Annotated in this window: 20 protein-coding genes; 19 read left to right on the forward strand and 1 reads right to left on the reverse strand. The window is 42.6% G+C overall.

Annotated features, from left to right (window positions below; all coding sequences use genetic code 11):
• The first annotated feature begins 9 nt into the window (after positions 1-9).
• The 8 genes from flgE to flgL all read left to right on the forward strand — a co-directional run bounded on the left by flgE (position 10) and on the right by flgL (position 9,340).
• Positions 10-1,395 (forward strand): flagellar hook protein FlgE, encoded by a 1,386-nt coding sequence (flgE, locus tag ACHUFN_RS08485; RefSeq protein ID WP_394221908.1) that lies wholly within the window; start codon positions 10-12, stop codon positions 1,393-1,395.
• A gap of 225 nt (positions 1,396-1,620) precedes the next feature.
• A complete protein-coding gene (locus ACHUFN_RS08490; protein ID WP_394221909.1) occupies positions 1,621-2,364 on the forward strand; it encodes a flagellar basal body rod protein FlgF in 744 nt (247 codons plus the stop codon).
• Positions 2,365-2,410: 46 nt separating this feature from the next.
• Positions 2,411-3,199 carry a flagellar basal-body rod protein FlgG gene (flgG, locus tag ACHUFN_RS08495; protein WP_394221910.1) on the forward strand — a complete coding sequence of 263 codons (789 nt, stop codon included), beginning with the start codon at positions 2,411-2,413 and terminating at the stop codon, positions 3,197-3,199.
• Between the two features lie 11 nt (positions 3,200-3,210).
• Positions 3,211-3,891 carry a flagellar basal body L-ring protein FlgH gene (flgH, locus tag ACHUFN_RS08500; RefSeq protein WP_394221912.1) on the forward strand — a complete coding sequence of 227 codons (681 nt, stop codon included), beginning with the start codon at positions 3,211-3,213 and terminating at the stop codon, positions 3,889-3,891.
• Positions 3,892-3,906: 15 nt separating this feature from the next.
• Positions 3,907-5,025: a flagellar basal body P-ring protein FlgI gene (locus ACHUFN_RS08505; RefSeq protein ID WP_394222103.1), complete on the forward strand. Its 1,119-nt coding sequence runs from the start codon at positions 3,907-3,909 to the stop codon at positions 5,023-5,025.
• Positions 5,026-5,054: 29 nt separating this feature from the next.
• Complete coding sequence (gene flgJ, locus ACHUFN_RS08510) at positions 5,055-6,005, forward strand: flagellar assembly peptidoglycan hydrolase FlgJ (protein ID WP_394221913.1); 951 nt, start codon at positions 5,055-5,057, stop codon at positions 6,003-6,005.
• A 16-nt stretch (positions 6,006-6,021) separates the two neighbouring features.
• A complete protein-coding gene (gene flgK / locus ACHUFN_RS08515) occupies positions 6,022-8,109 on the forward strand; it encodes a flagellar hook-associated protein FlgK (RefSeq protein WP_394221914.1) in 2,088 nt (695 codons plus the stop codon).
• A gap of 7 nt (positions 8,110-8,116) precedes the next feature.
• Positions 8,117-9,340, forward strand: coding sequence for a flagellar hook-associated protein FlgL (gene flgL / locus ACHUFN_RS08520; protein ID WP_394221915.1), 1,224 nt, complete (start codon positions 8,117-8,119; stop codon positions 9,338-9,340).
• Here the strand turns inward: flgL and ACHUFN_RS08525 are convergent.
• The gene (locus ACHUFN_RS08525) at positions 9,337-10,323 is read right to left on the reverse strand and encodes a hypothetical protein (RefSeq protein WP_394221916.1); all 987 of its coding nucleotides are present in this window, start codon (positions 10,321-10,323) and stop codon (positions 9,337-9,339) included. The genes flgL and ACHUFN_RS08525 overlap by 4 nt on opposite strands.
• A 237-nt stretch (positions 10,324-10,560) precedes the next feature.
• Between ACHUFN_RS08525 and ACHUFN_RS08530 the strand changes: the two genes are divergently transcribed.
• The 11 genes from ACHUFN_RS08530 (at position 10,561) to ACHUFN_RS08580 (ending at position 24,118) form a co-directional block, all read left to right on the forward strand.
• The gene (locus ACHUFN_RS08530) at positions 10,561-11,406 is read left to right on the forward strand and encodes a flagellin N-terminal helical domain-containing protein (RefSeq protein WP_394221917.1); all 846 of its coding nucleotides are present in this window, start codon (positions 10,561-10,563) and stop codon (positions 11,404-11,406) included.
• A gap of 700 nt (positions 11,407-12,106) precedes the next feature.
• Positions 12,107-12,952 carry a flagellin N-terminal helical domain-containing protein gene (locus ACHUFN_RS08535; protein ID WP_394221919.1) on the forward strand — a complete coding sequence of 282 codons (846 nt, stop codon included), beginning with the start codon at positions 12,107-12,109 and terminating at the stop codon, positions 12,950-12,952.
• A 722-nt stretch (positions 12,953-13,674) separates the two neighbouring features.
• Positions 13,675-14,514: a flagellin N-terminal helical domain-containing protein gene (locus ACHUFN_RS08540; RefSeq protein WP_394221920.1), complete on the forward strand. Its 840-nt coding sequence runs from the start codon at positions 13,675-13,677 to the stop codon at positions 14,512-14,514.
• Positions 14,515-14,609: 95 nt separating this feature from the next.
• Positions 14,610-15,080: a flagellar protein FlaG gene (locus ACHUFN_RS08545; RefSeq protein ID WP_394221921.1), complete on the forward strand. Its 471-nt coding sequence runs from the start codon at positions 14,610-14,612 to the stop codon at positions 15,078-15,080.
• A gap of 11 nt (positions 15,081-15,091) precedes the next feature.
• Entirely contained in the window at positions 15,092-16,522 is a 1,431-nt protein-coding gene (gene fliD / locus ACHUFN_RS08550) for a flagellar filament capping protein FliD (protein WP_394221922.1), read from the forward strand.
• 22 nt (positions 16,523-16,544) lie between these two features.
• Complete coding sequence (gene fliS / locus ACHUFN_RS08555) at positions 16,545-16,973, forward strand: flagellar export chaperone FliS (protein WP_394221923.1); 429 nt, start codon at positions 16,545-16,547, stop codon at positions 16,971-16,973.
• Positions 16,970-17,284, forward strand: a complete 315-nt coding sequence (locus ACHUFN_RS08560; protein WP_394221924.1) for a hypothetical protein — start codon at positions 16,970-16,972, stop codon at positions 17,282-17,284. Before fliS ends, ACHUFN_RS08560 begins: the two co-directional genes overlap by 4 nt.
• 2 nt (positions 17,285-17,286) lie before the next feature.
• On the forward strand, positions 17,287-20,676 hold the full coding sequence (locus tag ACHUFN_RS08565; protein ID WP_394221925.1) for a motility associated factor glycosyltransferase family protein: 3,390 nt from the start codon (positions 17,287-17,289) through the stop codon (positions 20,674-20,676).
• A 51-nt stretch (positions 20,677-20,727) separates the two neighbouring features.
• On the forward strand, positions 20,728-21,858 hold the full coding sequence (locus ACHUFN_RS08570) for a hypothetical protein (protein ID WP_394221926.1): 1,131 nt from the start codon (positions 20,728-20,730) through the stop codon (positions 21,856-21,858).
• A 12-nt stretch (positions 21,859-21,870) separates the two neighbouring features.
• Entirely contained in the window at positions 21,871-22,998 is a 1,128-nt protein-coding gene (gmd, locus tag ACHUFN_RS08575; protein ID WP_394221927.1) for a GDP-mannose 4,6-dehydratase, read from the forward strand.
• Positions 22,991-24,118, forward strand: coding sequence for a DegT/DnrJ/EryC1/StrS family aminotransferase (locus ACHUFN_RS08580; protein ID WP_394221928.1), 1,128 nt, complete (start codon positions 22,991-22,993; stop codon positions 24,116-24,118). The genes gmd and ACHUFN_RS08580 overlap by 8 nt, the downstream gene beginning before the upstream one ends.
• The last annotated feature ends 2 nt before the right edge of the window (positions 24,119-24,120 follow it).

The following is a 24,120-nucleotide window of genomic DNA, read 5'->3' on the forward strand; positions in this document are numbered from 1 at the left end:
GAATCAATAATGTCTTTTAATATTGCACTGAGTGGCGTTTCAGCCGCACAAAAAGATTTGGATGTAACCGCCAACAACATCGCAAACGTAAATACTGTTGGCTTTAAAGAATCACGTGCTGAGTTTGGTGACGTTTATGCGGCATCACTTCTTTCAGGTGGTAAAACGAAAGTAGGCGACGGTGTTCTAACGCAAGAAGTTGCCCAGCAATTCTCTCAAGGTAGTCTTCAGTTTACTAATACTTCGCTTGATTTAGCGATTACAGGGAATGGCTTTTTTGCGACGGTACCTGAAATTACGTCACGCGATTTCTCGTTTACCCGCGCGGGTCAATTCAAGCTGGACAGCGATAACTTTGTTGTTAACAGTAACGGCGACAACCTATTAGGTTTTCCAGTAAACTCCGACGGCACAAGTGCATCGGTAGCATTGAGTACGACTGAGCCAGTGCGTATCCCAGACTCTTCTGGTTCACCTGCGCAAACTACTGAAGTTGATATTCGTATGAACTTACCCGCAGGTGATGCAGCGCTAGATCCTCAAGATTTCGACCCTGAAGATCCGCTAACGTACAACGCTGCAACATCGGTAACTGTTTATGATTCATTGGGTGATAGCCATGTCATGACTTATTACTTCATTAAAGATAACGCGGCGGGTGTTGATAATGAGTGGTACGTTGCAACTGCAATTGATGACACATTGGTTGATATGACAGACTCGACTGGCGCCGATACAGATCCTGCGACAGCAGTAAACTCTGTGGGAGGCAACACGGGTAATGCAGTAACAGCGTCAAAACTTATTTTCTCTCAAGGCGGTGACTTCTCAGGGATGGAAACACCTGACGGGTTACCGACACTAGATTTTAAGATGCAAACTGAAGCGTTAGGGGCAGGGATTCTTGCCAATGGTTCTGATCCGACTCAGCAAATCAGCATTGATTTTAACCTAGAGCCAGGCAGCGCAACCCCAAATGAACCCACACAGTTTGCGTCAGCCTTCGAAGTAACGTCATTAGAACAAGACGGCTTGCCAGTAGGTCGACTAACGGGTATCGATATCGGTCCTGATGGTTTGGTACGTGCCACTTTCTCAAATGGTACATCTGAGCCTATTGTTCGTGTTGCTTTAGTTCGTTTTTCTAACGAGCAAGGTTTAACACAAGAGAGCAGTACTCAGTGGAAAGAGAGTATACTGTCAGGTGAAGCACTAGCAGGTGAAGCAACCACAGGTACATTTGGTGAGATTAACTCTTCTGCACTTGAGCAGGCGAACGTTAACCTGACCACTGAGCTCATTGATATGATCATTGCTCAGCGTAACTTCCAGGCTAACTCGAGAGCGCTTGAAGTTAATAACTCACTAAACCAAACTATCCTTAACATTCGATAGATAGCGTTAAATCACGTTAAGTGAAACCCAAAGCGGCAATTTTTAGGCGCGAAAAAGCGCGCTAAATAGCCCCAAAATGAAGAGGTCGCAACATAGCGGCCTTTTTATTTTTCCATATAATTCAAGTTAATACCTTTCTAATTTTCTAATTGGCCTAAATTCCCACAGATTGGCACTGCCTTTGCAAAATCTTGTTTAAGGTTTAATCAGAGTCAAAAGTCAGTCATGGACAAACTCCTCTACATTGCAGCAAGTGGCGCATCTCAAGACCTTTTGGGAACTGGGATTAGAGCCAATAACTTGGCTAATGCACAAACTACGGGTTTCAGAGCTCAGCTCGAGCAGGCAAGGTCAATGCCGGCGTACGGCGAAGGTTTGCCTACTCGTGTTTTTTCTATGACTGAAAGCCCGTCTAACAACTATGAGTCGGGCCCGATGATTAAAACAGGTCGCGATTTAGACGTAGCGATTCAAGGTGATGGTTGGTTCGCGGTTCAAGACGAAAACGGCCAAGAAGCGTATTCGAGAGACGGAAACTTCAAGCTTGGTGCTGACGGAATTTTGACAGACATTCATGATCGCATGGTGTTAGGCGACAATGGTCCAATTTTTCTTCCAGTTCCCTTAGATAACTTGAACATAGCAGCTGACGGTACGTTGTCGATGAGGCAACTAGGAGCACCTGCAAGCGTTATCGAAGAAGTTGGTCGTCTTAAATTAGTTAGTCCTAATTACGCTGATATGGAGCGAGGCAATGATGGCTTGTTTCGTATGGAAGACGGCTCGGTTGCACCCGCCAATGCTAACGTCAAAGTGATGTCTGGCATGCTCGAAGGTTCAAACGTTAATGCCGTTGAAGAGATGGTAGACATGATCAGTCTTCAACGACACTACGAGCTTCAAGTGAAGGTTATGAAACAAGCTGAAGAGCTTGATACTCGCGGCAATATGCTGCTACGCATCCTGTAATTGAATTTTTATCATCGTTGCCACACGAGCAACGTCGGAGGTTAACATGCATCCAGCATTGTGGATAAGTAAAACCGGACTAGATGCCGCACAAACCGATGTGGCGGTGGTATCTAACAACCTTGCAAACGCATCAACTGTCGGGTTTAAAAAAGACCGTGCGGTATTTGAAGATTTGCTTTATCAAAACATTAATCAACCAGGCGGCCGTTCATCTGCGGATACCGAATTACCTTCTGGGTTAATGCTAGGGTCGGGTTCTAAAGTGGTGTCTACACAAAAGGCGCATACTCAAGGCAACCTACTTACTACTGAAAACGCGCTTGATTTGTCGATTCAAGGTAGAGGGTACTTCGAGATTTTGCAGCCTGACGGCACGTTAGCGTATAGCAGAAATGGCCAGTTCAGTATGAATGACCAAGGCCAAATCGTAACCTCAGGTGCAGGCTATTTACTGCAGCCACAGGTCACAGTGCCACCCGATGCACAGCAAATCACTATTTCTCAAGATGGCCAAATCAGCGTGAGTATTCGCGGACAAGCTGAACCTCAGCTGTTGGGTCAATTGAATGTTACTGATTTTGTAAACCCTACGGGTCTGCAGCCTATTGGTCAAAACCTGTTTGTTGAAACGGCATCAAGTGGCGCACCAATTCAAGGTATTCCAGGTCTTCAAGGATTGGGAATGATTTCTCAAGGCACCCTTGAAACCTCAAACGTTAACGTGACAGAAGAGCTAGTAAACCTTATTGAGAGTCAGCGACTTTACGAAATGAACTCTAAGGTAATCTCTTCAGTTGACCAAATGCTTGGTCAAGTCATACAGCAGCTGTAGGGGAAATGATAATGCGTTGCGCAATTACTGTTTTATTATGTGGTTTGCTTTTCGCTTGCCAAAGTACCACTGACAGTCGAGTGCAAGCGAACGACCCTTTTTATGCGCCAGTTGTCCCGAATTATCCTCAGGAATCACTCGTTGAAGACGGTTCACTTTTTCGCGCACACTTGGCTAATAGCTTGTATTCCGATGTCACTGCACGTCAGGTAGGCGACATTATAACTGTTGTGCTTAGCGAGAATACGGCGGCGACTAAATCGGCGAATACCAGCACATCAAGAGATACTAACGCCGATCTTCAGCCTATTACTGGTCTGGCGGGTAATCCGATCAACATTGGTGGTGAGTCAATTCAGTTTGGCTTGAGTGCGTCGAACGATTTTGCTGGTGATGCTGCTGCTAACCAAACGAACAGCTTACAAGGTGCAATATCGGTGACAGTGGTAGACGTTTTGCCCAACAAGAACCTGATTGTTCGTGGGGAAAAGTGGATGACACTTAACCACGGCGACGAATACATCCGTCTTACCGGCATAATCAGGCCGTTAGATATAAACCCTGACAATCAAATAGAGTCGACCAAAATTGCCAACGCTCGCATTCAATATAGTGGTACTGGCACATTTGCTAGAGCGCAGGAAAAAGGTTGGCTTACCAAATTCTTTTCGTCTTCTTGGTGGCCGCTTTAGGCGGGGAGTGTGATGATGCGTATTCTTTCACTATTATTTTGGGGCATGTGCCTATTTGTTGCCAGCATTGAATCAACAAATGCTCAAAGAATAAAAGACGTAGCTTCCATTCAAGGAGTGCGTTCGAATCAGCTAATTGGTTATGGCTTAGTGGTAGGTCTTCCTGGAACGGGAGAGCAAAACCCGTTCACAGAACAGAGCTTCAGAACCATGCTGGCGAATTTTGGCATTCGAATGGACCCCAATATTCGTCCAAATACACGAAATGTAGCAGCCGTAGCTGTTCACGCTAACTTACCTGCGTTTAGTAAACCAGGTCAGACAATTGACGTGACGGTTTCCTCTGTGGGTGAAGCAAAAAGTTTACAAGGTGGTTCATTGCTGCAAACTTTTCTTCGCGGTGTTGATGGAAAAGTCTATGCGGTAGCTCAGGGCAGCTTGGTTGTTAGCGGTTTTGGCGCAGAAGGTGGCGATGGCTCTCGCATTGTCGTTAATACTCCCACTGTTGGCAGAATTCCAAATGGTGCAATGGTTGAACAATCAGTACCTAGCGGCTTTGCTCACGGCGATACACTAACACTTAACTTACATTATCCGGACTTTTCAACTGCCAAAGCCTTAGCAGATACCATCAACAAACGTTTAGGGGCGCAACCTGAGAATGGGTACCTTATCGCCAAACCTATTGATGCTGCGTCTGTACGTGTTACTGCCCCTCGTGATGTTGGTCAACGCGTAGGATTTTTAGCAACGTTGGAGAATTTCGATTTCACACCTGCCGATGCGCCAGCGCGGGTAGTAATAAACAGTCGTACGGGCACTATTGTTATTGGTAGCGATGTTCGATTGCTTCCAGCGGCTATCACCCATGGGGGCCTAACCGTAACTATTGCTGAAAACCAACAAGTTTCTCAGCCAAATGCATTTGGAGATGGACAAACGGTGGTCACAACACAGTCTATTGTAGATGTGGATTTAGCCGACAGCCGCATGTTTAAGTTTGAGCCAGGGGTAACTCTTGATCAATTGGTGCGCGCAGTGAATGAAGTTGGCGCCGCTCCAGGCGATTTAATGGCAATTTTAGAAGCATTACGTCAAGCAGGCGCTTTACGTGGTGAGCTCGTCATTATTTAACGGTACATTTATCTAACGGTACAGTGAGCATGGAATCTTTCAGCACAAAAAATCAGCTTGATATGGCACGAAATGTCCATGACATGGGCAGCATTAATAAAATGCGCGAAGCCATTGCAACAGGCGATGACGAAGTTTTGCAAGAAGCTGCGCAGCAGTTCGAAGCGATATTTGTGCAAATGATGCTGAAATCCATGCGTAAAGCCCAAGACGCACTGGCAGATGAAAACAGCCCTTTTAATTCAGAACAAGTCAAATTTTATCGAGATATGCACGACCAACAGCTTGCTACTGACTTAACGTCTGGAGGTGGTTTAGGGCTGGCTGATGTTATCGTTAAACAATTAGGCCAATCTGAAAACAGTTACACCCCTGCAAGCGTCATTAGAAGCGATGGCGACTTATCTTCACTTAACAGAAGCCGAGTAGACACAGTTAAGCAAGCCCAAGAAGTGGCGCTGGTTTCAGAGTCAATCAAAAGCCAGTCTGCGCAAAAAGACGCCATGTTTGCTTCTCCAGAACAGTTCATTGAAAGCTTAATGCCCGTTGCTGAAAAAGTGGCGGCCAAATATGGCATGGATCCTAAAGCTATTGTCTCCCAAGCGGCAGTTGAAACAGGGTGGGGCAAGTTCGTTATTCATAAAGCAGATGGAAGTAGTTCGCACAACTTGTTCGGTATAAAGGCCAATAAAGGGTGGCAGGGTGATCAGGCCGTGGTAGATACACTCGAATTTAACAATGGATTGCCGCAAAAACAAAAAGCAGCGTTTAGATCTTACGCCTCGGTAGAAGACGCGATGGAAGATTATGGCCGCTTTATTACCTCTCAGCCTCGCTACAGTCATGCTGTTGAGAATGCTTCTGATGCTGCGCGATACACCAGCGCTCTTCAGGAAGCTGGTTACGCAACAGACCCTGAATACGCTAACAAAATAATGGCGGTGTATAACAGTGACCGTTTTAACGCGTTAATGCCATAGCCTTGGAGATTTTATCGTGAGTTCTGTTGATTTATTTTCATTAGCTACCAGTGGCGTGAACGCCAGCGGCAAGTTGTTACAAACCACAAGTAACAACATAGCAAACGTGAATACACCGGGGTACGTTCGAGAGCGTACCGAACTTCAAAACAGTCAAGTTTTTGGAGTAGAGATAGGCAATACCGAGCGTGTTATCAACGCATTTGCTCAAAATCAACTACGTAGGGATATCACATCGGTCGGTGAGCTTGAAGCATTTTCAAATAAAACGGCAACAATCGATAATCTCCTAGCCAGTGAGGCAAATTCTATATCTCGGGGGCTGAGTGAGTATTTCTCCGCCTTACAAACGGCGGCAGATGATCCAACTAATCTTGCGTCGCGCGATCAAGTGCTGGGTAAATCTGAGTCATTATTCGAGAGAATGAAGACCTTGTCTGACTACATGTCAGAAAAAGAAGAAGAAATTAACTTAGAGTTCACTTCAATGATGAACCGAGCCAATACCCTTATCGGCAACATAGGCGACCTTAATCGAAACATCATTATTGCAAACGGAAATAATACGAGTGATCAGCCAAGTGCGCTTCTCAATGAAAGGGATCAGGCCCTTGATGAACTGGCTTCAATCATGGGAATTACAGTAAAAGAAAGCACTTCACAAAACGGTGCGGTAACGGTAAACCTAACCTCTGGCGAATCGCTGGTGTTAGAAAACGGTGCCTTCAACTTATTTGAACTAAATACCAATGCCGATTTGGCGTTTAAAGAACTTAAATTAGAAACCAACTTTGGCTCACAAACCAAAGGCGACGCTTCCATTCGTGTAATAGAAGAGGATTTAGGGGGAGCTCTTGGCGGATTGTTTAGGTACAGAAATGAAGTGTTAGGTCCAACTATGCGTGACGTTGGTCAGCTGTCTGTTGCATTCGCTGATGCAATGAATGTCCAAAATAAGCTTGGTATGGATTTAGATGGGCAATTGGGAAGTAACATTTTTGATATTCCAACATTTCGTGGTCTAGCCTTTGAAGATACCAACGGTGACTATATTGTGACCGCACAGCTGACGGAAGGTAAAGGCGCAGAATTAACCGATGCAGACTATAAAATAGAAGTTACGGCCGTGGCAGCTGGTGTGCCTACTGAGGTTGAAATAACACTGCTTAATTCAGACGGCACACCTAAAAAGGACGGTGCGGGAAATGAAATCATCTTTTCCAACTTTACCGTTACGGCTGGATTTAACGAATTACCTGGCGGCATAGAAGTTGACTTTGCAGGCGGCGACCCATACACCGTAGGTAACGAGTTTCTCATTCAACCTACTAAAAATATGGCATCAAATATAACGCTGGAAACAAATCGCCCAGAGGACTTAGCGTTTGCAAGCCCGGTTAGAGCTGGAGCAGATAGCTCTAACTTGGGTAGTGCAAATGTCATAGATGTTGCTGTGACTAACACAACTGTAGGGGCGGGAGTTGACCGTTCATCTTTTGATGGCGCGGGTGGTATCGATAATACAGCACCTGCCCAAATTGTTTTCACTAACGCTAATTCATATGACGTCATAGACGGAACAGGCGCTACAATCGCTACCGTAACCGGCGCTACAGATTTAAACAACCTTATCGAACAGGCAAAAAATAGCGGAACATGGCCGGCCGCGTTGTCTGCATTAAGCGACTACCCTGGTTTTGATTTTAGTCTAGATGGCATTCCAAAACCGGGTGATAGCTTTTCTATCGGCTATAATACAGATGGATTTAACGACAACAGCAATGCGCTTAATTTAGCGGCTCTACAAAATGAAAATCGCGTGCAAGTAAGCAGTGAAGCGACAAATAACCCTCGCACATTTCATGACGCTTACGCCTCAATGGTTGGTAAAATTGGTGAAGATGCGTCTATGGCTAGTGTGTCGTTGGCCTCGGCAGAAGCAATGAAAGCTCAGTCGCAAAACTGGTTTGAGTCTGTGTCAGGGGTAAGCCTAGATGAAGAGGCTGCTAACCTGATAAAATATCAACAAAGTTACGCCGCAGCAGCGCGAATTTTAACGACAGCTCAAGAGTTATTTAATACCATTTTGCAGTCGGCAAGGTAGGTGAAAAATGCGTATATCAACAAATCAAATCTATGATCAAAACTTGCGCTCAATCATGCAAAGTCAGGGTGATTTGGCAAAAACGCAAGAGCAATTGGCTACAGGTAAGCGCATCATTACACCTAGCGATGACCCCGTTGGCGCAGCAAAAGTACTTCGATTAACCGAAGAACTTGATGAACTTACTCAATTCCAGCGCAACAATGATCTAGTTACAGGCTCACTTGAACAGCAAGAAGCTGTGCTGACCAATATCACGGACTCAATAAACCGAGCTAGAACGCTAATTGTACAATCTGGAAACGGAATTTTATCTGACCCTGACAAGCGGGCCATAGGCGCAGAACTAGAGCAGATAAAACTTGAAGTATTCGATTTAATGAATACACAAGATGCAGATGGTAATTATCTGTATGCAGGTTTCCAGTCAGGTAATCAAGCATTTGAATACAACCCTGCAGCCACGGGAAATGCTATAACTTTTGCCGGCGACCCAGGTGTAAACTTTGTTCAAATATCAAACAGTGCAAAAGTTCAGTCTACCAGTAACGGATACGAAGTTTTTGAAAACGTGCTATCGCGTTTTAAGTTTTCTGTAGATGGTGCTACAGGTGCCAATGTAAATAGTGCTTCTGTAAAGCAACAAGGTACATTCGATACGTTTTTTGACCAAAATTATGACCCAGTCAACGCAGCCAACAATGACTTTCGCATTAACTTTTTGGGGACGGGGCAAGCACAATTAGTTAATCAAGGTACTGGAACGGTAATAGACACTGTTGCATACACCTCTGGACAGCCTTTTACAATCAAAGGAATGGAATTTAATGCGAATGCTGCGCCTGGAGATAGCATAGATTTGTCATTTAATGCTCCAGAGAAAAAAAGTATGGCGCAGTCTATTCATGAAATTCAAGAAATCCTTATGGATTCGACAATAGATAGCTCAGCTTTGCAAGAGTCTATAGCTGATGCCCTTGTAGGGCTAGACAATGGTTTAGAAAAACTCTCGTTAGAAAGAGCGTCGATTGGTAGCAGGCTCAATATTGCAGAAAGTACGTATGAAAGTAATTTAGATATGGAAATTGCGGCAAAAGCGCAGCGCTCCTCTATTCAAGATGTGGATTATGCTGAGGCATCTACTGAGTTTGCTAAACAGGAAACAGCACTGAGTGCTGCTCTGCAAACATTTCCTCAAGTTACTAATTTGTCTCTATTTAATTTCATTTAAACTGGTCTATTAGTCAGTGCTTTCACGCCTGACAAGCGAGCCATATAAACTCTAGCTTGATTGTCGATGTGGCAAGAGTAGTAAGAGATGTAGAGAATGTCATCCTGTATGACCAAACCCGGGTAACTCGTATCACCGCTGCTTGGCATTGTGTACAGTTCTTCTAGCTTTTTTGAGTTTGCATTAAACAGCCATAGCTTTGTAGAGAAAGTGCGTGTTGCCCAGTCGACATAACGTCCTGCAACAATAAAATAGTCTGAGCCTAACCAAACCGCAGCGGGGCCGCCGATGTATATCCCCAGATCATGCCATGTCCATTTGGTGAACGGGGGCTTAGATGTACCAAACTGTGCACTAAACGTATCGGCATCACGTCTCAGAAATACTGATGCATTCCCCAATTCATCAAATAAAATCGTACTCTCGTTCGGGTACCCTTTACCCTGTTTACTAAGACTAAATACATTTTCAACGTGCAATTGCATTGTACGAATTGGGTCGCCTTTAAACAGAGATATTGCGTTTGAAGGGCGGTTGTAAGCAAAACCATAGGCTTGCGAATTAAACCAAGAATGATTCCACAACCACCACCCGCTTTTGCCGTAGCTATTTTTGCCTGACCACGAAAGTCCATCTGTTGAAAAATAGGTCAACATTCTTGAAGTCATTTTCCCATCATCACTATAGCTTTTTGCATAGGTGGTAAGCATGAGACGTTTGCCATGATATGAAAACTTAGGATCTCTCAGATCTGCATTGCCTTCTCTGATTGTCGATCTGTACTTAACTTGAAAAGTATTTTTGTCGATTGTTAGCACAACGAGTATGCCATCAGCACTGACATGATTCGTTGCTTGGCGATAACTGCATATCAATGTATCGCGACTGTTGTCGAAGGGGTTTTCAATTAAATCTGTAAATGCGCTGTGCGCTGCAGGCTTAGATACACGTTTTATGTCCAGCAATTTCAATTTTTTTGACATGTGAAATCTCTTTAAAAATCCGATGTTTGTGACTTCTTTTCACCAATTCAGCGGCAATATATTACCGCTAATCGGCAAAAATCGTAATTTTTTCTAAAGGGAATCTAATTCTTGTCGATACAGTTTCTGAGAGAGCCAGTTCATCAATTACCCCTCAGGTCTTGATGACTACTAAAACAAAATGTCGGTACATCCGACCGCCAGCTATCGCTGGACTGAGAGTGTAGGAGAGACTTTATGTCTATGTTCGTTAATACCAATGTATCCTCATTGAATGCCCAGCGTCAGTTATTTGATGTTAGTAATTCTTTGAGCACGTCTTTTGAGCGCCTTTCTTCAGGCTTTCGCATCAACAGCGCCGCTGATGATGCTGCTGGCCTACAGATTACCGACCGAATGACTTCACAAGTCCAAGGACTTAACCAGGCTGTACGTAACGCTAACGATGCTATTTCACTGTCGCAAACTGCTGAAGGTGCATTATCTGAAACCACCACCGCTTTACAGCGTATTCGTACTCTTGCGGTACAATCGCAAAACGGTATCAACAGCTCAGCTGACCGTGTAGCTCTTCAAAAAGAAGTGTCTGCATTGCGTACTGAGATTTCACGTATCTCAACTACAACACAATTCGCCGGTGTGAACATCTTATCTGGTGACTTCTCTGCGAAGTTCCTTGTTGGCGCTAATGCTGGTCAGACTATCTCTGTTAACCTTTCAAGCCAAGCACTAACTCGTGCAGGAGTGAATGGTTTCAGTGCTACGGGTCTTGGCATTACTAGTAATGATGTATTATCAAGTGGAAATGCGTCTGCCATGATGGCGTCTATTGACACCGCTATCTCTGCCATTGGTGGCTTACGTGCAGACTTAGGTGCGCTTCAAAACCGCTTCCAGTCTACTATTCGAAACTTGAGCAACATCTCAGAAAACGTTTCTGCAGCACGTTCACAAATTAAAGATACTGACTTTGCAACTGAAACAGCGAACCTAACGCGTAACCAGATTATCCAGCAGGCAAGTACTACTGTACTTTCTCAGGCTAACCAGCGTCCACAGGCTGCATTGTCTCTACTTGGATAATCGGTTTTAAATTAGTGTATTGGAGTCAGGAGGTAGTGCTCTAGTCTTCACTAGTTAAAAGCTGGCCCTTCAGTGGCCAGCTTTCTTATATGTCTCATTATAATCACGTCATTTGTCCTTTCCACTATCGAGCTTGAAACCCGCTATAACTTCATAATTTTCAATGACTTCTTAAATTTTTTGTCCTATTCAATAAAAAGTGCAAAAAATTACTAAAGGAAAATTCCCATTTGGACGATAACTATTACAAAGGGGAGATAAAGATAAATTAGTCTTCCTTAAAGCTAAAAATGATAGTAAAGCCCTAGATATTTGAATTTTTTTTAGAATTTTTATGTGTAGGTATTTTTATTTAAGTTAGGAAAATCAAAGTCATAAAGTTAAAAAAATTTTTTATATAAAATATTAAAGGATTTTTTGCTTTAGACGATAAAAAGGTAGGTTTGCAAGAAGTGTTGGAGCTGCTAACCGGCGAGAATGAAGCCAGGAGGTAGTGAGAGGTTTGAGGTCTGGAACAACAAACCCACCGGCCAGCAAAGAGAATAAAATTCTCTATATTGCAAGTTTCATTGGTAGTGTGCCAACGAAACGTCAGATTAAATCTGACACCGAATATAAAGCACAGGCTATGCCAAATATCGAAAAATAGCGCAAATAATAAAAGCAATAGCGCAATACTCAAAACTGTTAGGAGAGACCCATGAGTCTATTTGTTAATACCAACGTGTCATCACTGAATGCACAACGCCAATTATTTTCTACTGGTAACAACCTTGATACTGCTTTTGAACGCCTATCATCAGGTTTCAGAATCAACAGTGCCGCCGACGATGCTGCAGGTCTTCAAATTACAGACCGTATGACATCTCAGGTTCAGGGGCTAAACCAAGCGGTCCGTAATGCAAATGACGGTATTTCTTTGGCACAAACTGCTGAAGGTGCAATGCAGGAAACTACAACCGCGCTGCAACGTATTCGTACACTAGCGATTCAGTCACAAAATGGCATTAACAGCTCATCTGACCGCGTTGCGCTACAAAAAGAAGTCTCTGCACTTCGCACTGAGATCTCAAGAATTTCAACAACTACGCAGTTTGCTGGTGTGAACGTTCTTTCAGGAGACTTCTCTGCAAAATTCTTGGTAGGTGCTAATGCAGGTCAAACTATTTCAGTTAACTTGTCGTCGCAAGCACTAACACGTGCAGGAGTTAACGGGTTTAGTGCAACAGGTCTAGGAATTTTGGACGATAATGTTCTCACTGAACAGGGCGCTTCTCGTCTACTAACTGCCGTAGACACAGCTATCTCGGCAATTGGTGGTTTACGAGCAGATTTGGGTGCGTTACAAAACCGCTTCCAGTCAACTATCCGTAACTTGAGTAATATTTCTGAGAATGTTTCTGCGGCAAGATCTCGTATTAAAGACACTGATTTTGCCACTGAAACGGCAGAGCTAAGCCGCAACCAGATTCTTCAGCAGGCGAGCACAACTGTTCTTTCACAGGCGAATCAGCGTCCGCAAGCTGCATTGTCTCTACTAGGTTAATCACACCCTTGAGAAGGTTGACGCTTTAACGGGAGGAGTTGAGAGGCCATCCCAAAAAAAAGAAAGCGGCCAACAGGCCGCTTCTTAGAGAAAGCGTCGACTAACAGGACTGAGAGTGTAGAAGTGTTGGTTGAGAGGCCAGTTTATCCTACTAAATACCTGCCAGCCGACAGAAACTGAATTTGCTCAATCTCCTAACGTGAGCAAATTGGCCGAGATTAAATTGTCTCGGCCTTTTTTTTAGTATTACCGAAACATCCCGCCAATTTCAAACAAAATACTGAGCAAAATATTCCGTTCATTTTGTTAAAGCACTCTTCGTGCCACTTTTTCGAAAATCGAATCGAGGTAGAATTTTCCTTATTATTCTCGTCGCTCAATCTTGTATCGGGCGAAAGTTTAGCTTTTCTTGTTCACTACTGTGGAAGTTGCATTAACATCCACGTACCTCATTCTCATAACGTTCTTTTTAGTTATTAGACACAAAAAAACAAAAAAATATTCGCTATATATATCAATGACTTAACGTGTTTCTGAGCGTCTTCGATAAAAAAAACTCAAAAAAAGCTAAAGAACCTAAAGACTTTGCCGATACCTATTGTTGAGGGGTAATTTACTTTACTTTTATGAGAGGGATTAGCTGGGAGTAGTGACCCACCTAATTTGAATTGGAAGGATTTAATGATACCACAGCGGCCATTGAATCCCTAGGAGGTAATCTAATGTCTTTATTTGTAAATACTAACGTGTCTTCGCTTAACGCGCAGCGTCAGCTTTTTGACGTAAGCAATCGCTTAAACACTTCTTTTGAAAGGCTTTCGTCGGGATTCCGTATTAACAGCGCAGCTGATGACGCTGCTGGTTTGCAAATCTCAGATCGTCTTACATCTCAAGTTCAAGGCTTGAATCAGGCAGTTCGAAATGCTAACGACGCTATTTCTCTGTCTCAAACAGCAGAGGGTGCGCTAAGCGAAGTAACAACGAGTTTACAACGTATCCGTACTCTTGCAGTCCAGTCGCAAAACGGCATCAACAGCTCAGCAGATCGTCAAGCTCTTCAAAAAGAAGTGTCGGCGCTTCGCACAGAGATTTCACGTATTGCCACTGATACACAATTCGGTAATGTAAATATCCTAGATGGTAATTTCTCAGCGAAATTCCTTGTGGGTGCAAACGCAGGGCAAACTATCTCTGTTAATTTATCGTCAGGTAACTTAGGTTCAATTAACGGCTTCAGTGCTACAGGTCTGAACATTACATCAAACGATGTATCTACTGCTTCTGGTGCATCATCTCTACTTAGTGACGTCGACGCTGCTATCTCTGGTATCGGGGCGGTTCGTGCGGACTTAGGTGCTCTACAAAACCGTTTTCAGTCTACAATACGTAATCTAAGCAGCATCAGTGAAAATTTGTCAGCAGCTCGCTCACAAATACGCGATACTGATTTTGCAACAGAGACCGCTGAATTAACCAGAAACCAGATTATCCAGCAGGCATCTGTTTCTGTTCTCAGCCAGGCAAACCAGCGTCCACAAACAGCGCTGTCTTTGCTGGGATAGGCTATACTTTAATTAGTTACCTTAGTTGAGATGTAACGGGTGCTTGTTATTTTTTATACAAGGCCCGTTTTGTCGTTTCAGTAGGGAGGTATTACGTGGAAATTCAAAACACCCAAAGTGGCCAAGCTTTTGCATCAACGACGTCAATCGCGCCTGTAAGAGAAAAAGCACCGTTAGCGTCTGAGCTGAAAACGGAAAGCGACGACCAGGGCCAATTTGCGAACTCAAATCAGCAAGCAAAAACTGATGATTTAGCTGCAAGTGAGAAAAATATCTCTCAAGCTTTTGTTCAACAGGCCGATAGCAGTAATGTAGAGAGGAAAGGTGCTCAGCTCGATGAGGCTGTCGCCAAAGTTGAATCATTTCTGAAAGTTCAGAACAGGGATTTGGCGTTTTCCATCGACGATGAAACAAATCGGTCAGTGGTTACGGTAAAAGATTCTCAATCTGGAGATGTGATTAGGCAAATTCCATCGGAAGATGTTTTAAAACTTGCCGAGCGCATCCAAGAGCTACAGCAGGATGTGGGGAACAGCGTAGGAGTGTTTATCAACAATCAGGTTTAATGAGGTAATATATGACAATTCAGTCTTTAGGTGTGGGGTCAGGCCTTGCGCTTGACGATCTTGTACAACAGCTTCTGAGTGCAGAACGTCAGCCTAAAGAGGCGCGCTTGAATGCAAAAGAAGAGCGTATCGAAGCTGAAATTTCTGGCCTTGGTCAAATTAAATCGAAATTGTCCGACTTTAAAGATGCCGTCGACGAATTACGCAGCGACAATGGCATTAACGGTCGAGAACCTACCATTACTAATCCTTCAGAGGACAATGACGTCCTTTCTGCCGAGGCGTCTAACTCAGCACTTCGTGGTAGCTATGAAATAATCGTAGAGCAGCTTTCGGCAGGAAGTAGAATCACTACAGATGCCGGAGCATTTACTTCTAGTAGCGATCCCGTGCTTACTGCAGGTTCTGGCTCCCTTACATTTGATGTTGGTGGAAGCAAGAGTTTTACGGTTGATGTAACTGCTGGTATGTCGTTAACTGCACTGCGCGAAAAGATAAATAGTGCAGATGATAATTTTGGAGTCACTGCAAACATTATCGATACTGGAACCGGTGCGGGCCCTCGACTTGTTTTTTCGTCTAGTGAAACTGGCGATGGCAACGATTTAGTCATAACTAACGATACAGGTGCTGCGGAGCTAGACAGGCTTTCAACAACAGGCGGCACAGCGAACATTAGCGCTGCCAACATTGAAAGCGCGCGAAATGCAATAGCTTACATAGACGGCATTGAAGTACAAAGCAGCTCAAATGAATTCGAGAATACCATTCAGAATGTTTCATTTGAGGTAAATGAAGTTTCTCCTAAAGATGCTGCGGGTGATTTTCAAGCCACAAAGTTAGGCATTGGGTATGACAAAGAAGGGTTAGATAAAAAAGTACGAGATTTTGTCGATAACTATAATGCACTTATTGATGAAATAAAAACGCTAACCCGTTACGGAGAGTCTGAACTGGAAGACGATGGTGCATTGGCAGGAGATTCGCTACTTCGTGGGATTCAAAGTGGCTTAGCGTCAATTGTCGGTGACAATGTTAGCTCCTCAGCATTGGGCGGACTTTTCCAAATTGGTATTGAATTCGATGACGACGGTAAATTAGAAATCGGTACTAACGATTTTGGGCTGGGCTCAGGTGAGGATCGATTCGAAGACGCGCTTGAAGATAACTTCGACGAAATTGCTAAGCTATTTACGGACCCAGATGAAGGCATTGCCACACGTTTGTATGAGTTTTCCAAAGAATACACATCGTATAGTGGATTAATTAGTTTAAGAGAGCGTGCAGCAAAAGATGATCGCGAAGATCTTTACGATCAGCGCGAGACCCTTGAACTTCGCATGCTAAGTTACGAAGAAATTCTTAGAGATAAATATTTGAACCTCGACCAAACCGTTGCACAGTTGAATCAGACTGGGTCAGCGCTGCTAGCGTCGTTGTAGATAACGAAGAGTTGGAGTTTTTATGTCACTTAAAGGTATAAATGCCTATCGCAAAGGGAATTTAAAACAGGACGTTGCAAATGCTGATCCTCATAAATTGACACTGATGCTGTTGCAAGGTGCGTTAGACAGGATAGCGTACGCCAAAGGCGCAATGGAACGAAAAGAGCTAGTTGCAAAGGCTGATTATATTTCGAAGGCGAACGCGATTATCATGCACTTGCGCGATACGCTTGATGTTGAAGTGGGCGGTGAAGTTGCCGAAAATATGTTTGCGCTGTACAACTATATGGTTGAGCGATTGAACGACGCGCATTTCAATAACGACTTGAATATGTTAGACGAAGTGTCTAGCCTATTAACACCAATACGCGATGCGTGGGTGCAGATTCCTGAAGATGCCAAGCAGGAAGCTTACGAAGCCCGACGCCAAAACCGACAAGCTATTTGAAAAACGCGATTTTAAACCACACCGAAACTCCATTATTTCTTCAAGCAGTTAACGCTGAGTTAGCTGCTTGCTTATCTTCAAATAATGAAGAATTTTCTACTGAGCGTTTTAGACACCTCTCTCAAATACGTCATAAAGTTGTTGTTCGAGCACTAAACCGAATGGAAGGCAACAAGAAAACTCAATTTGCTAAGAAAGAATTCGAGATTAATCAAAAGCTTGAAGAGCTGGCGCAGGGTTTGCTTGAAAGTGCTAAAAAAGAAGCGGTTCAATTTTCTCGAGGCCGCGCAGCCGTTAAGAAATATAAATAGCCATGTTACAGCAAATACAATTTCACGTTCATGAAGATGAAGAGCAACAGCAGTTAATTGAACAATCTTTGGCCTTGACCATTAGAGAAAACTATCGCAGGAGCATAGGCGCACTAGAGCGCTACATTCCTACGCTAGCGGAACTAGTAAGAACTTCAGAAGCATCCGTTTCAACGCTATTGTGTAACAAGTACTCTGAGCTAAATATAGTCAACTATAACACTGGCCAAGTGCTCTATGGAATGCACCCAAAGGAAGAGGTGTTGTTACATTACTCTGAATATATTTCACGTGTAAAACCCCTACTGATATCAAAAGCTTACAAAGAACGTGAAAATGTTCTGGTTTGTTTAGGTCTGGGTTTAGGTTATCACTTAGAACATGCTGTGCGAACGGGTAATTTCAAGCATATTGTTGTGTATGAACCTTGTATTGACTATTTCATTTGCTCTCTTTCAGCGATTGATTGGAAAGAGTTGCTACAAATAGCTAAAGAGCAAGATGTAGCACTTTATCTGCAAATAGGGGGAGATGGAGTTAGCCTCACCAAGGATTTACAAGAGTTAGTAACTCATACTAATGTGAGTAGTGTGACTTGCTTTAAGCATCTCAACATGCCCGTATTCAACGCTATAGAAGAAAAACTCGCTAATTCTGGTTGTTGGGATGATATTCAAAAATGGCAGCCAAGACGCTCTTCTGAAAGCCTTAGTGAAAGCTATTTACCTCTCTGGGCTCAACTCAAACCGAGAATAAACGCCGACGATAGCAACTTGAATGAAGCTTTAAAAGTCAAAAATCTTGACGTACTCAAAGTGTATTTCCCTGATTTGTATAGAGAGTTTGTCAACTATGAGCCGTTATATTGGTTTCCTACCGCTAATTCTGCGGAAGAAGTTAACGCTTATCATGAAAAAACTGACTGTCTGTTTAGCGCTTCGTCAAAAAATGACGCAAAAATTAGTTTTGATGCGTTTTCTCGTAAACCTAACAAAGATGGTCTTTTGCTGAGTTATACGGGCAAGAAATTGAAGGGCTATTTACACTATCAACTTGTAGATGCATGTGAAAAGGTCTTAAAAGGCTCTAACGAAGCTCAAAGTGAATTACCAAACAAAGTCAAATCACTCATTATGTTTGGCTTAGGCAACGGTTATGGTGTCGAAGAAATGGTAAATAGGCACGATATCGAAATGCTATTTATTTGCGAACCAAATAAGGACTTCTTTTTCGCATCACTTTACGCTGTGGATTGGGAATACATCATAAAATCATTTGATGACGGCAAGAAGCGGCTTTACCTTAACATTGGCGATGACGGCTCTAACCTTACAAACGATTTGCTTGTTCAGTTTCAAACCGTAGGTCCCTATGTGCTTGCCAATACGTTTTTCTACCAAAGCTATGTCAATGATAATCTCACAGATGCAGTTGCGCGTTTGCGAGAGCAGCTTTTAGTAATTATCGCTATGGGCGACTATTTTGATAATGCTAAATATGGCATAGCGCATACTCAGTGGGCATTAAATAGTAAAATTCCTTTTTTGTTATCGAAGAACAAACGAAGACTTTGTAATCAAGTATTAGATGTGCCTGTTTTCATAGTGGGTAACGGGCCGTCTTTGGATGGATTAATAGAGGTCTTAAAAGAAGAGCGTGATAAAGCCCTCGTGATTTCATGCGGCACTGCCTTGCAATCTCTTCACCGTAGTGGAATAACGCCAGACTTTCATGCAGAGATAGAAACTAACCGCTCCACGTTCGACTGGCTCTCTAGAATAGATGATGACAATTACCTTAAACAGATCACGCTTTTAAGCTGTAACGGTGTCCATCCAGACTCTGCTGCTTTATTTGGCAAAACGCTCTTAGCGTTCAAGCAAGGAGAGTCCTCGACGGTCTCTATAACCGAACTCGATAAATCGCATCCATTTGCATTAATGAACTACTCTTATCCGACAGTGACGAATTTTGCCGCTGATCTTGTTACTGAAATGGGATTTACCCAAGTGTATTTGTTTGGCACTGACATGGGATTTGTGAGTGATACATATCATCACTCAAAATCTTCAGGCTATTACGATGGTAGTGGCGAAGAGCTATATAACTATGCTGAAAATCATGCAATGTCACTAGTCATCCCTGGAAATTTTAAACCTTGGGTCAAGACAAAGTATGAGTTCAAAGTCTCAAAGGGCGTTTTAGAACAAACGTTTTCCCAATCAAATGCTGAAATTTATAATCTCAATGACGGCGCAAAAATTTTAGGGGCCAAGGCTCTTCACAAGGACTTTGTTTTAATAAGTTCCACATCTGAAAGTAAACAAAAAGCTAAAAACAGCATTCAGAATTTAGCTTTTACATCTCAACACAACGAAAAATTTTCGTCTTTATACAGTGACCGTTACAGTACGCAAAGTCTCTTAGAAGAGCTCGGTGCGCTAAGAGGCTTACTCGCTAGTGGACTTAAATCATCTTTGGATGTAGATAAATTGGTATCCGAGCAAAGAGAGTTCATAGTTTCATCATATCTACGCAGGAAGTCGCTAGCCTTCTATTATCTAAACGGTACTTTTAACTACATGAACAGTATGTTTAGTAAATTGTTGAATATATCTGATGAAGCCGTGATTGTAGAGTTGGGTAATTCGCTGTTATCTCATTGGCGCCGTTTTATTGACGATATAATTCTTATAATGGCTAACGACCAATACGGGCTAGACAATATTTCCCCATTTATAGGCCTTAGAAGGAATCATTTTATAGCTGATGAAACAAAAGTTTCTCGACTTCATGTTAAACATAAAAATGTACCGAAACCTATCAAAACAAAACCTATAGAATTGTTGTCATGCGATGAGCGCCAAGACTGTAAACAGGTAACATTAAATTGGCTTGCTGGTGAGAGCGACAAATTTTTAGCTTTATCTAATACTTGTAATATAGACACGATAATCAACAGAAAGTATTTTTCTAAGCCTTTAAAAGGCTTACTTGTGCTTTCGAAAGGGAGTTACAAAGATGTACACAATCCTTATCAGAGTAATCCTATAACACTCACCAACACCGCTCTTTATGCTTTGTTAAGTGGTTTTAGTGACGCTATCTTTTTGCAAAAAGTTAGTCATCACCCTTTGATCATGGAAGATTTTTTTGATGATATCGTACGTTACAGCGAACCATTTAAGTGCTACTCAGGCCCCGATTATATTGTTCTAACTAATAACTACCTTCAAGAACAAGATCTTGTTTTACCTACGGGTGATAGACTTGTATACCTACCTAGAATGAAAGTTGAAGACTTAAGATATGAAACCATTTCTGATGTTGAGCACGTGCGTAGAGTAAGGCGCGTAGATGAGACCTACCATGAATTTAATGGTGAACTATAGTTTTTCAACCAATTTATTTTATAACTAGCTAGCTATAAGAAAAGCGGGCTGATGAGTCGAGTGAAAAATTTTCAGAAAAATATGAATAGAGCAAAATTGTCGGTAGAAAGTGGAAAGTTAAGCAACATTCTCTTACTGATTACATCTCCCTTCCAGTACTTGTGCGCGCAAGAGTTTCTTCATCAATTCGGGCTAAGTGAAAGGCGTATCATCGTTGTTAATGGTGCCACATTTTGTGATAACTCGTTAAGGCAAATCGACCGACTTCATTCGAACCTAGTTAATGTTGAGGAAATTAAACTAGAAATACCCACAAACACTAGTTTAGAAGAGCGAATAAAACCCTATGCAAAACTAGTAGACTGTCTAAGAGAATATGAGTTTGAACGGGTCTTAGTAGGGGATCTCAGAGAGATCTGGATGCAAGATGTCGCATGTTGTTTGAGTTGTAGCGATATAATACTTGTAGACGACGGTGCAGCAACTAATGTTTTGACAGAGAAGTTGATAGCACCTAATAACTTCGCATTACCTATAGCACTACATCAACAAATGCCCAGTCGAAAAGAAGAGGCGGAAAGAATTAAGAGGAAGCTAGGATTATTTTTGGAAAACAAAAATATAAATCTATTTTCGATATTTCCATTTCCACAGTATGAAAACACGTCACGTAATCATCTCAATGTCTTGAGGGACTTGTTCAATAAGCACCACGCTTCCCAGAAAATGGAATTACATTTTATTGGGTCTCCTGTGATTGAAAAGAGAATCGTTTCTGAATCCGCTTATTTTGAATTTATCTCACATGCTCGTCGAGATATGGGAGATGGGCAAATTCCGATATATTTTGCCCACAGGGCAGAGAATATTAATAGCAAACGAGACTTTTTAGAGCAGCTAGGTTTTCAAGTTGAGTTTCATGAAGAACCGTATGAACTTGCATGCGCGATTCAAGGGCGAGTTCCAGCTCAGATCTTTGGAATGCATTCTACGAGCTTATTTAATATGAAGACATTGTTTGGCGGGAAAATCAAAGCAGTTTGCTACAAAATAAATGATGATGCTCTTGCTTATCTTGAGAGAAGATCTGGGGCGAGCGATAAATTTTCGCTGAGAGAGCACATTGAAGCCATCTATCATCGATTAGATGAGTTCAACATCGAATCGCGAACTTTAGATTAAGTAAGGAAAAAAATGAATAATAAAGTTGCTTTGATCACTGGGGTTACTGGCCAAGATGGTGCTTACTTATCTCGATTTTTGTTAGATAAAGGTTATCAAGTGCATGGTATACGACGAAGAGCGTCGCTACCAAATTTAGACAGACTACACGACTTAGTCGATCCGCCTCAGAAAATTAAGAATGATTTTTACCTGCATTATGGGGATATGAGTGATTCTTTATCTTTAGTAAGACTATTAAATGAAGTACAGCCTACTGAAGTTTATAATTTAGCCGCTCAAAGCCATGTTCACGTTTCATTCAACGCGCCTGAAAATACGGCTGATGTGAACGGCCTTGGAACATTACGCCTGCTTGACGCAATTAGAACATTGAAGATGGAAGAAAAGGTCAGATACTATCAAGCTTCAACTAGCGAATTGTACGGTAAAATACAGTCTCCAAGGCAAGACGAATCTACACCATTTTATCCTCGTTCTCCATATGCGACAGCAAAGCTTTACGCTTACTGGTCAGTAGTGAACTATAGAGAATCGTACGGTATGTTCGCGTGTAATGGTATTTTGTTCAATCATGAGTCTAAATTTAGGGGGAAAACGTTCGTAACTAGAAAAATTACATCTACGATAGCCCGAATTGCATTCGGTTTACAAGATTGTTTGTACCTTGGGAACATCGATGCTGAGCGTGATTGGGGTCATGCAAAAGACTATGTAGAGGCGCAATGGTTAATGCTTCAGCATGATAAGCCCGATGATTTCGTTATCGCTTCTGGCAAGAAGAACTCAGTTCGAGACTTTGTGAACATGAGTTTTGAACGCATTGGTGTAACGCTTAGGTGGCAGGGAAAAGGCATAGATGAAATAGGAATAATTGACGCGGTTAACAACGATGTGCTCTACCAAACGACTCGAGAAAATAATTCTAACCTTAAAGTCGGTAACATAGTTGTACGTATAGATCCTTATTACTTTAGGCCTAATGAGGTGGATGTCTTATGGGGCGATGCTAGTAAAGCTGAAAGAGAATTAGGCTGGAAACCCTCCATTGGTTTGAAGGAAATGGTAAGTGAAATGATGCTGAACGATCTTTCTCTCGCCCGAGATGAATCAATTTTGAATGAGCACAGACATGGATAAAAATGAGTTCATTCCAATTTCACAACCCTATATTGATGAAAATGCGAAAACTCTAGTTTCTGAGTGTTTGGAAACTGGTTGGATTTCCTCTCAGGGGCCCTATGTAACACAATTTGAAAAGGCCTTCGCGCAATATATTGGTGTTGATTTTGCGATCAGTGTTACTAGTGGTACAGCTGCACTCCATTTAGCTCTAATGGCTATTGGCATTTCAGCGGGAGATGAAGTTATTGTGCCTGATCTCACATTTGCTGCGACGGCCAATGCAGTACTTTTGTGTGGAGCAAAGCCAGTCCTATGTGCGGTAAATAGGCTCACTTGGACACTTGATGTTGAAGATTGCAGTGCATTAATCTCACCGTCAACAAAGGCGATTGTTCCAGTTCATTTGTACGGCAATCCTGCTGACATGAAATCTATTTTAGCGATTGCCCAAGATAATAATATCACTGTAATTGAGGATTGTGCAGAATCGCTTGGCGCCAGATTTGACGGGGTGCAAACAGGCGCATTAGGTGATATTGGCTGCTTTAGTTTTTTTGCTAACAAGCTGCTTTCTACGGGTGAGGGTGGAATGTTAACGACTAAGGATGAAGCACTAGCCACAAAAATGCGGGTGTTGCGTGACCATGGCATGTCGCCGACGAGGCGCTATTGGCATGATTACGCCGGGCTCAATTATCGAATGACAAATATCCAAGCAGCGATTGGGGTTTCACAACTCAAGCAACTTGATTACTTTATTAAAGTGAGAGGCGAACAGGAATTGCAATATCGGCGTAGACTTGGAGATTTGCCTGATTTAGCTTTCAAAAATGAACTGCCAGATGCTTTTGCGGTTAATTGGCTGTTCTCTTTTTGCATTACCTCATGCGATAGTGGCGAAAGAGCAGAAAATCTGAAAACATGGCTTTCTAAGAATGGTGTTGATTCTCGGTCATTCTTTTATCCGTTGCACGAGCAGCCACCTTATCAAGATTTCCGAGAACCTCTTAACGGCACCAAAAAACTGTCTCAGAACGGCCTGTCACTTCCGACGTTTATTGGTTTAACCGGTCGCCAGATAGATCGAATTTGCGATCTCATAATAGAGTTTATGTCCAAAGACTGCAAAGGTTAAAA

The sequence above is a fragment of the Alteromonas gracilis genome (assembly GCF_043642145.1).
GTDB lineage: Bacteria > Pseudomonadota > Gammaproteobacteria > Enterobacterales > Alteromonadaceae > Alteromonas > Alteromonas gracilis_B.

Coding starts and splice junctions, on each gene's coding strand:
- ACHUFN_RS08535 (WP_394221919.1), top strand. CDS start 12,107: ATGAGTCTATTTGTTAATACCAACGTGTCATCACTGAATGCACAACGC.
- fliD (WP_394221922.1), top strand. CDS start 15,092: ATGACAATTCAGTCTTTAGGTGTGGGGTCAGGCCTTGCGCTTGACGAT.
- ACHUFN_RS08505 (WP_394222103.1), top strand. CDS start 3,907: ATGCGTATTCTTTCACTATTATTTTGGGGCATGTGCCTATTTGTTGCC.
- ACHUFN_RS08525 (WP_394221916.1), bottom strand. CDS start 10,323: ATGTCAAAAAAATTGAAATTGCTGGACATAAAACGTGTATCTAAGCCT.
- flgE (WP_394221908.1), top strand. CDS start 10: ATGTCTTTTAATATTGCACTGAGTGGCGTTTCAGCCGCACAAAAAGAT.
- ACHUFN_RS08540 (WP_394221920.1), top strand. CDS start 13,675: ATGTCTTTATTTGTAAATACTAACGTGTCTTCGCTTAACGCGCAGCGT.
- flgL (WP_394221915.1), top strand. CDS start 8,117: ATGCGTATATCAACAAATCAAATCTATGATCAAAACTTGCGCTCAATC.
- ACHUFN_RS08490 (WP_394221909.1), top strand. CDS start 1,621: ATGGACAAACTCCTCTACATTGCAGCAAGTGGCGCATCTCAAGACCTT.
- ACHUFN_RS08580 (WP_394221928.1), top strand. CDS start 22,991: ATGGATAAAAATGAGTTCATTCCAATTTCACAACCCTATATTGATGAA.
- fliS (WP_394221923.1), top strand. CDS start 16,545: ATGTCACTTAAAGGTATAAATGCCTATCGCAAAGGGAATTTAAAACAG.
- flgH (WP_394221912.1), top strand. CDS start 3,211: ATGCGTTGCGCAATTACTGTTTTATTATGTGGTTTGCTTTTCGCTTGC.
- ACHUFN_RS08570 (WP_394221926.1), top strand. CDS start 20,728: ATGAGTCGAGTGAAAAATTTTCAGAAAAATATGAATAGAGCAAAATTG.
- gmd (WP_394221927.1), top strand. CDS start 21,871: ATGAATAATAAAGTTGCTTTGATCACTGGGGTTACTGGCCAAGATGGT.
- flgG (WP_394221910.1), top strand. CDS start 2,411: ATGCATCCAGCATTGTGGATAAGTAAAACCGGACTAGATGCCGCACAA.
- flgJ (WP_394221913.1), top strand. CDS start 5,055: ATGGAATCTTTCAGCACAAAAAATCAGCTTGATATGGCACGAAATGTC.
- ACHUFN_RS08530 (WP_394221917.1), top strand. CDS start 10,561: ATGTCTATGTTCGTTAATACCAATGTATCCTCATTGAATGCCCAGCGT.
- ACHUFN_RS08565 (WP_394221925.1), top strand. CDS start 17,287: ATGTTACAGCAAATACAATTTCACGTTCATGAAGATGAAGAGCAACAG.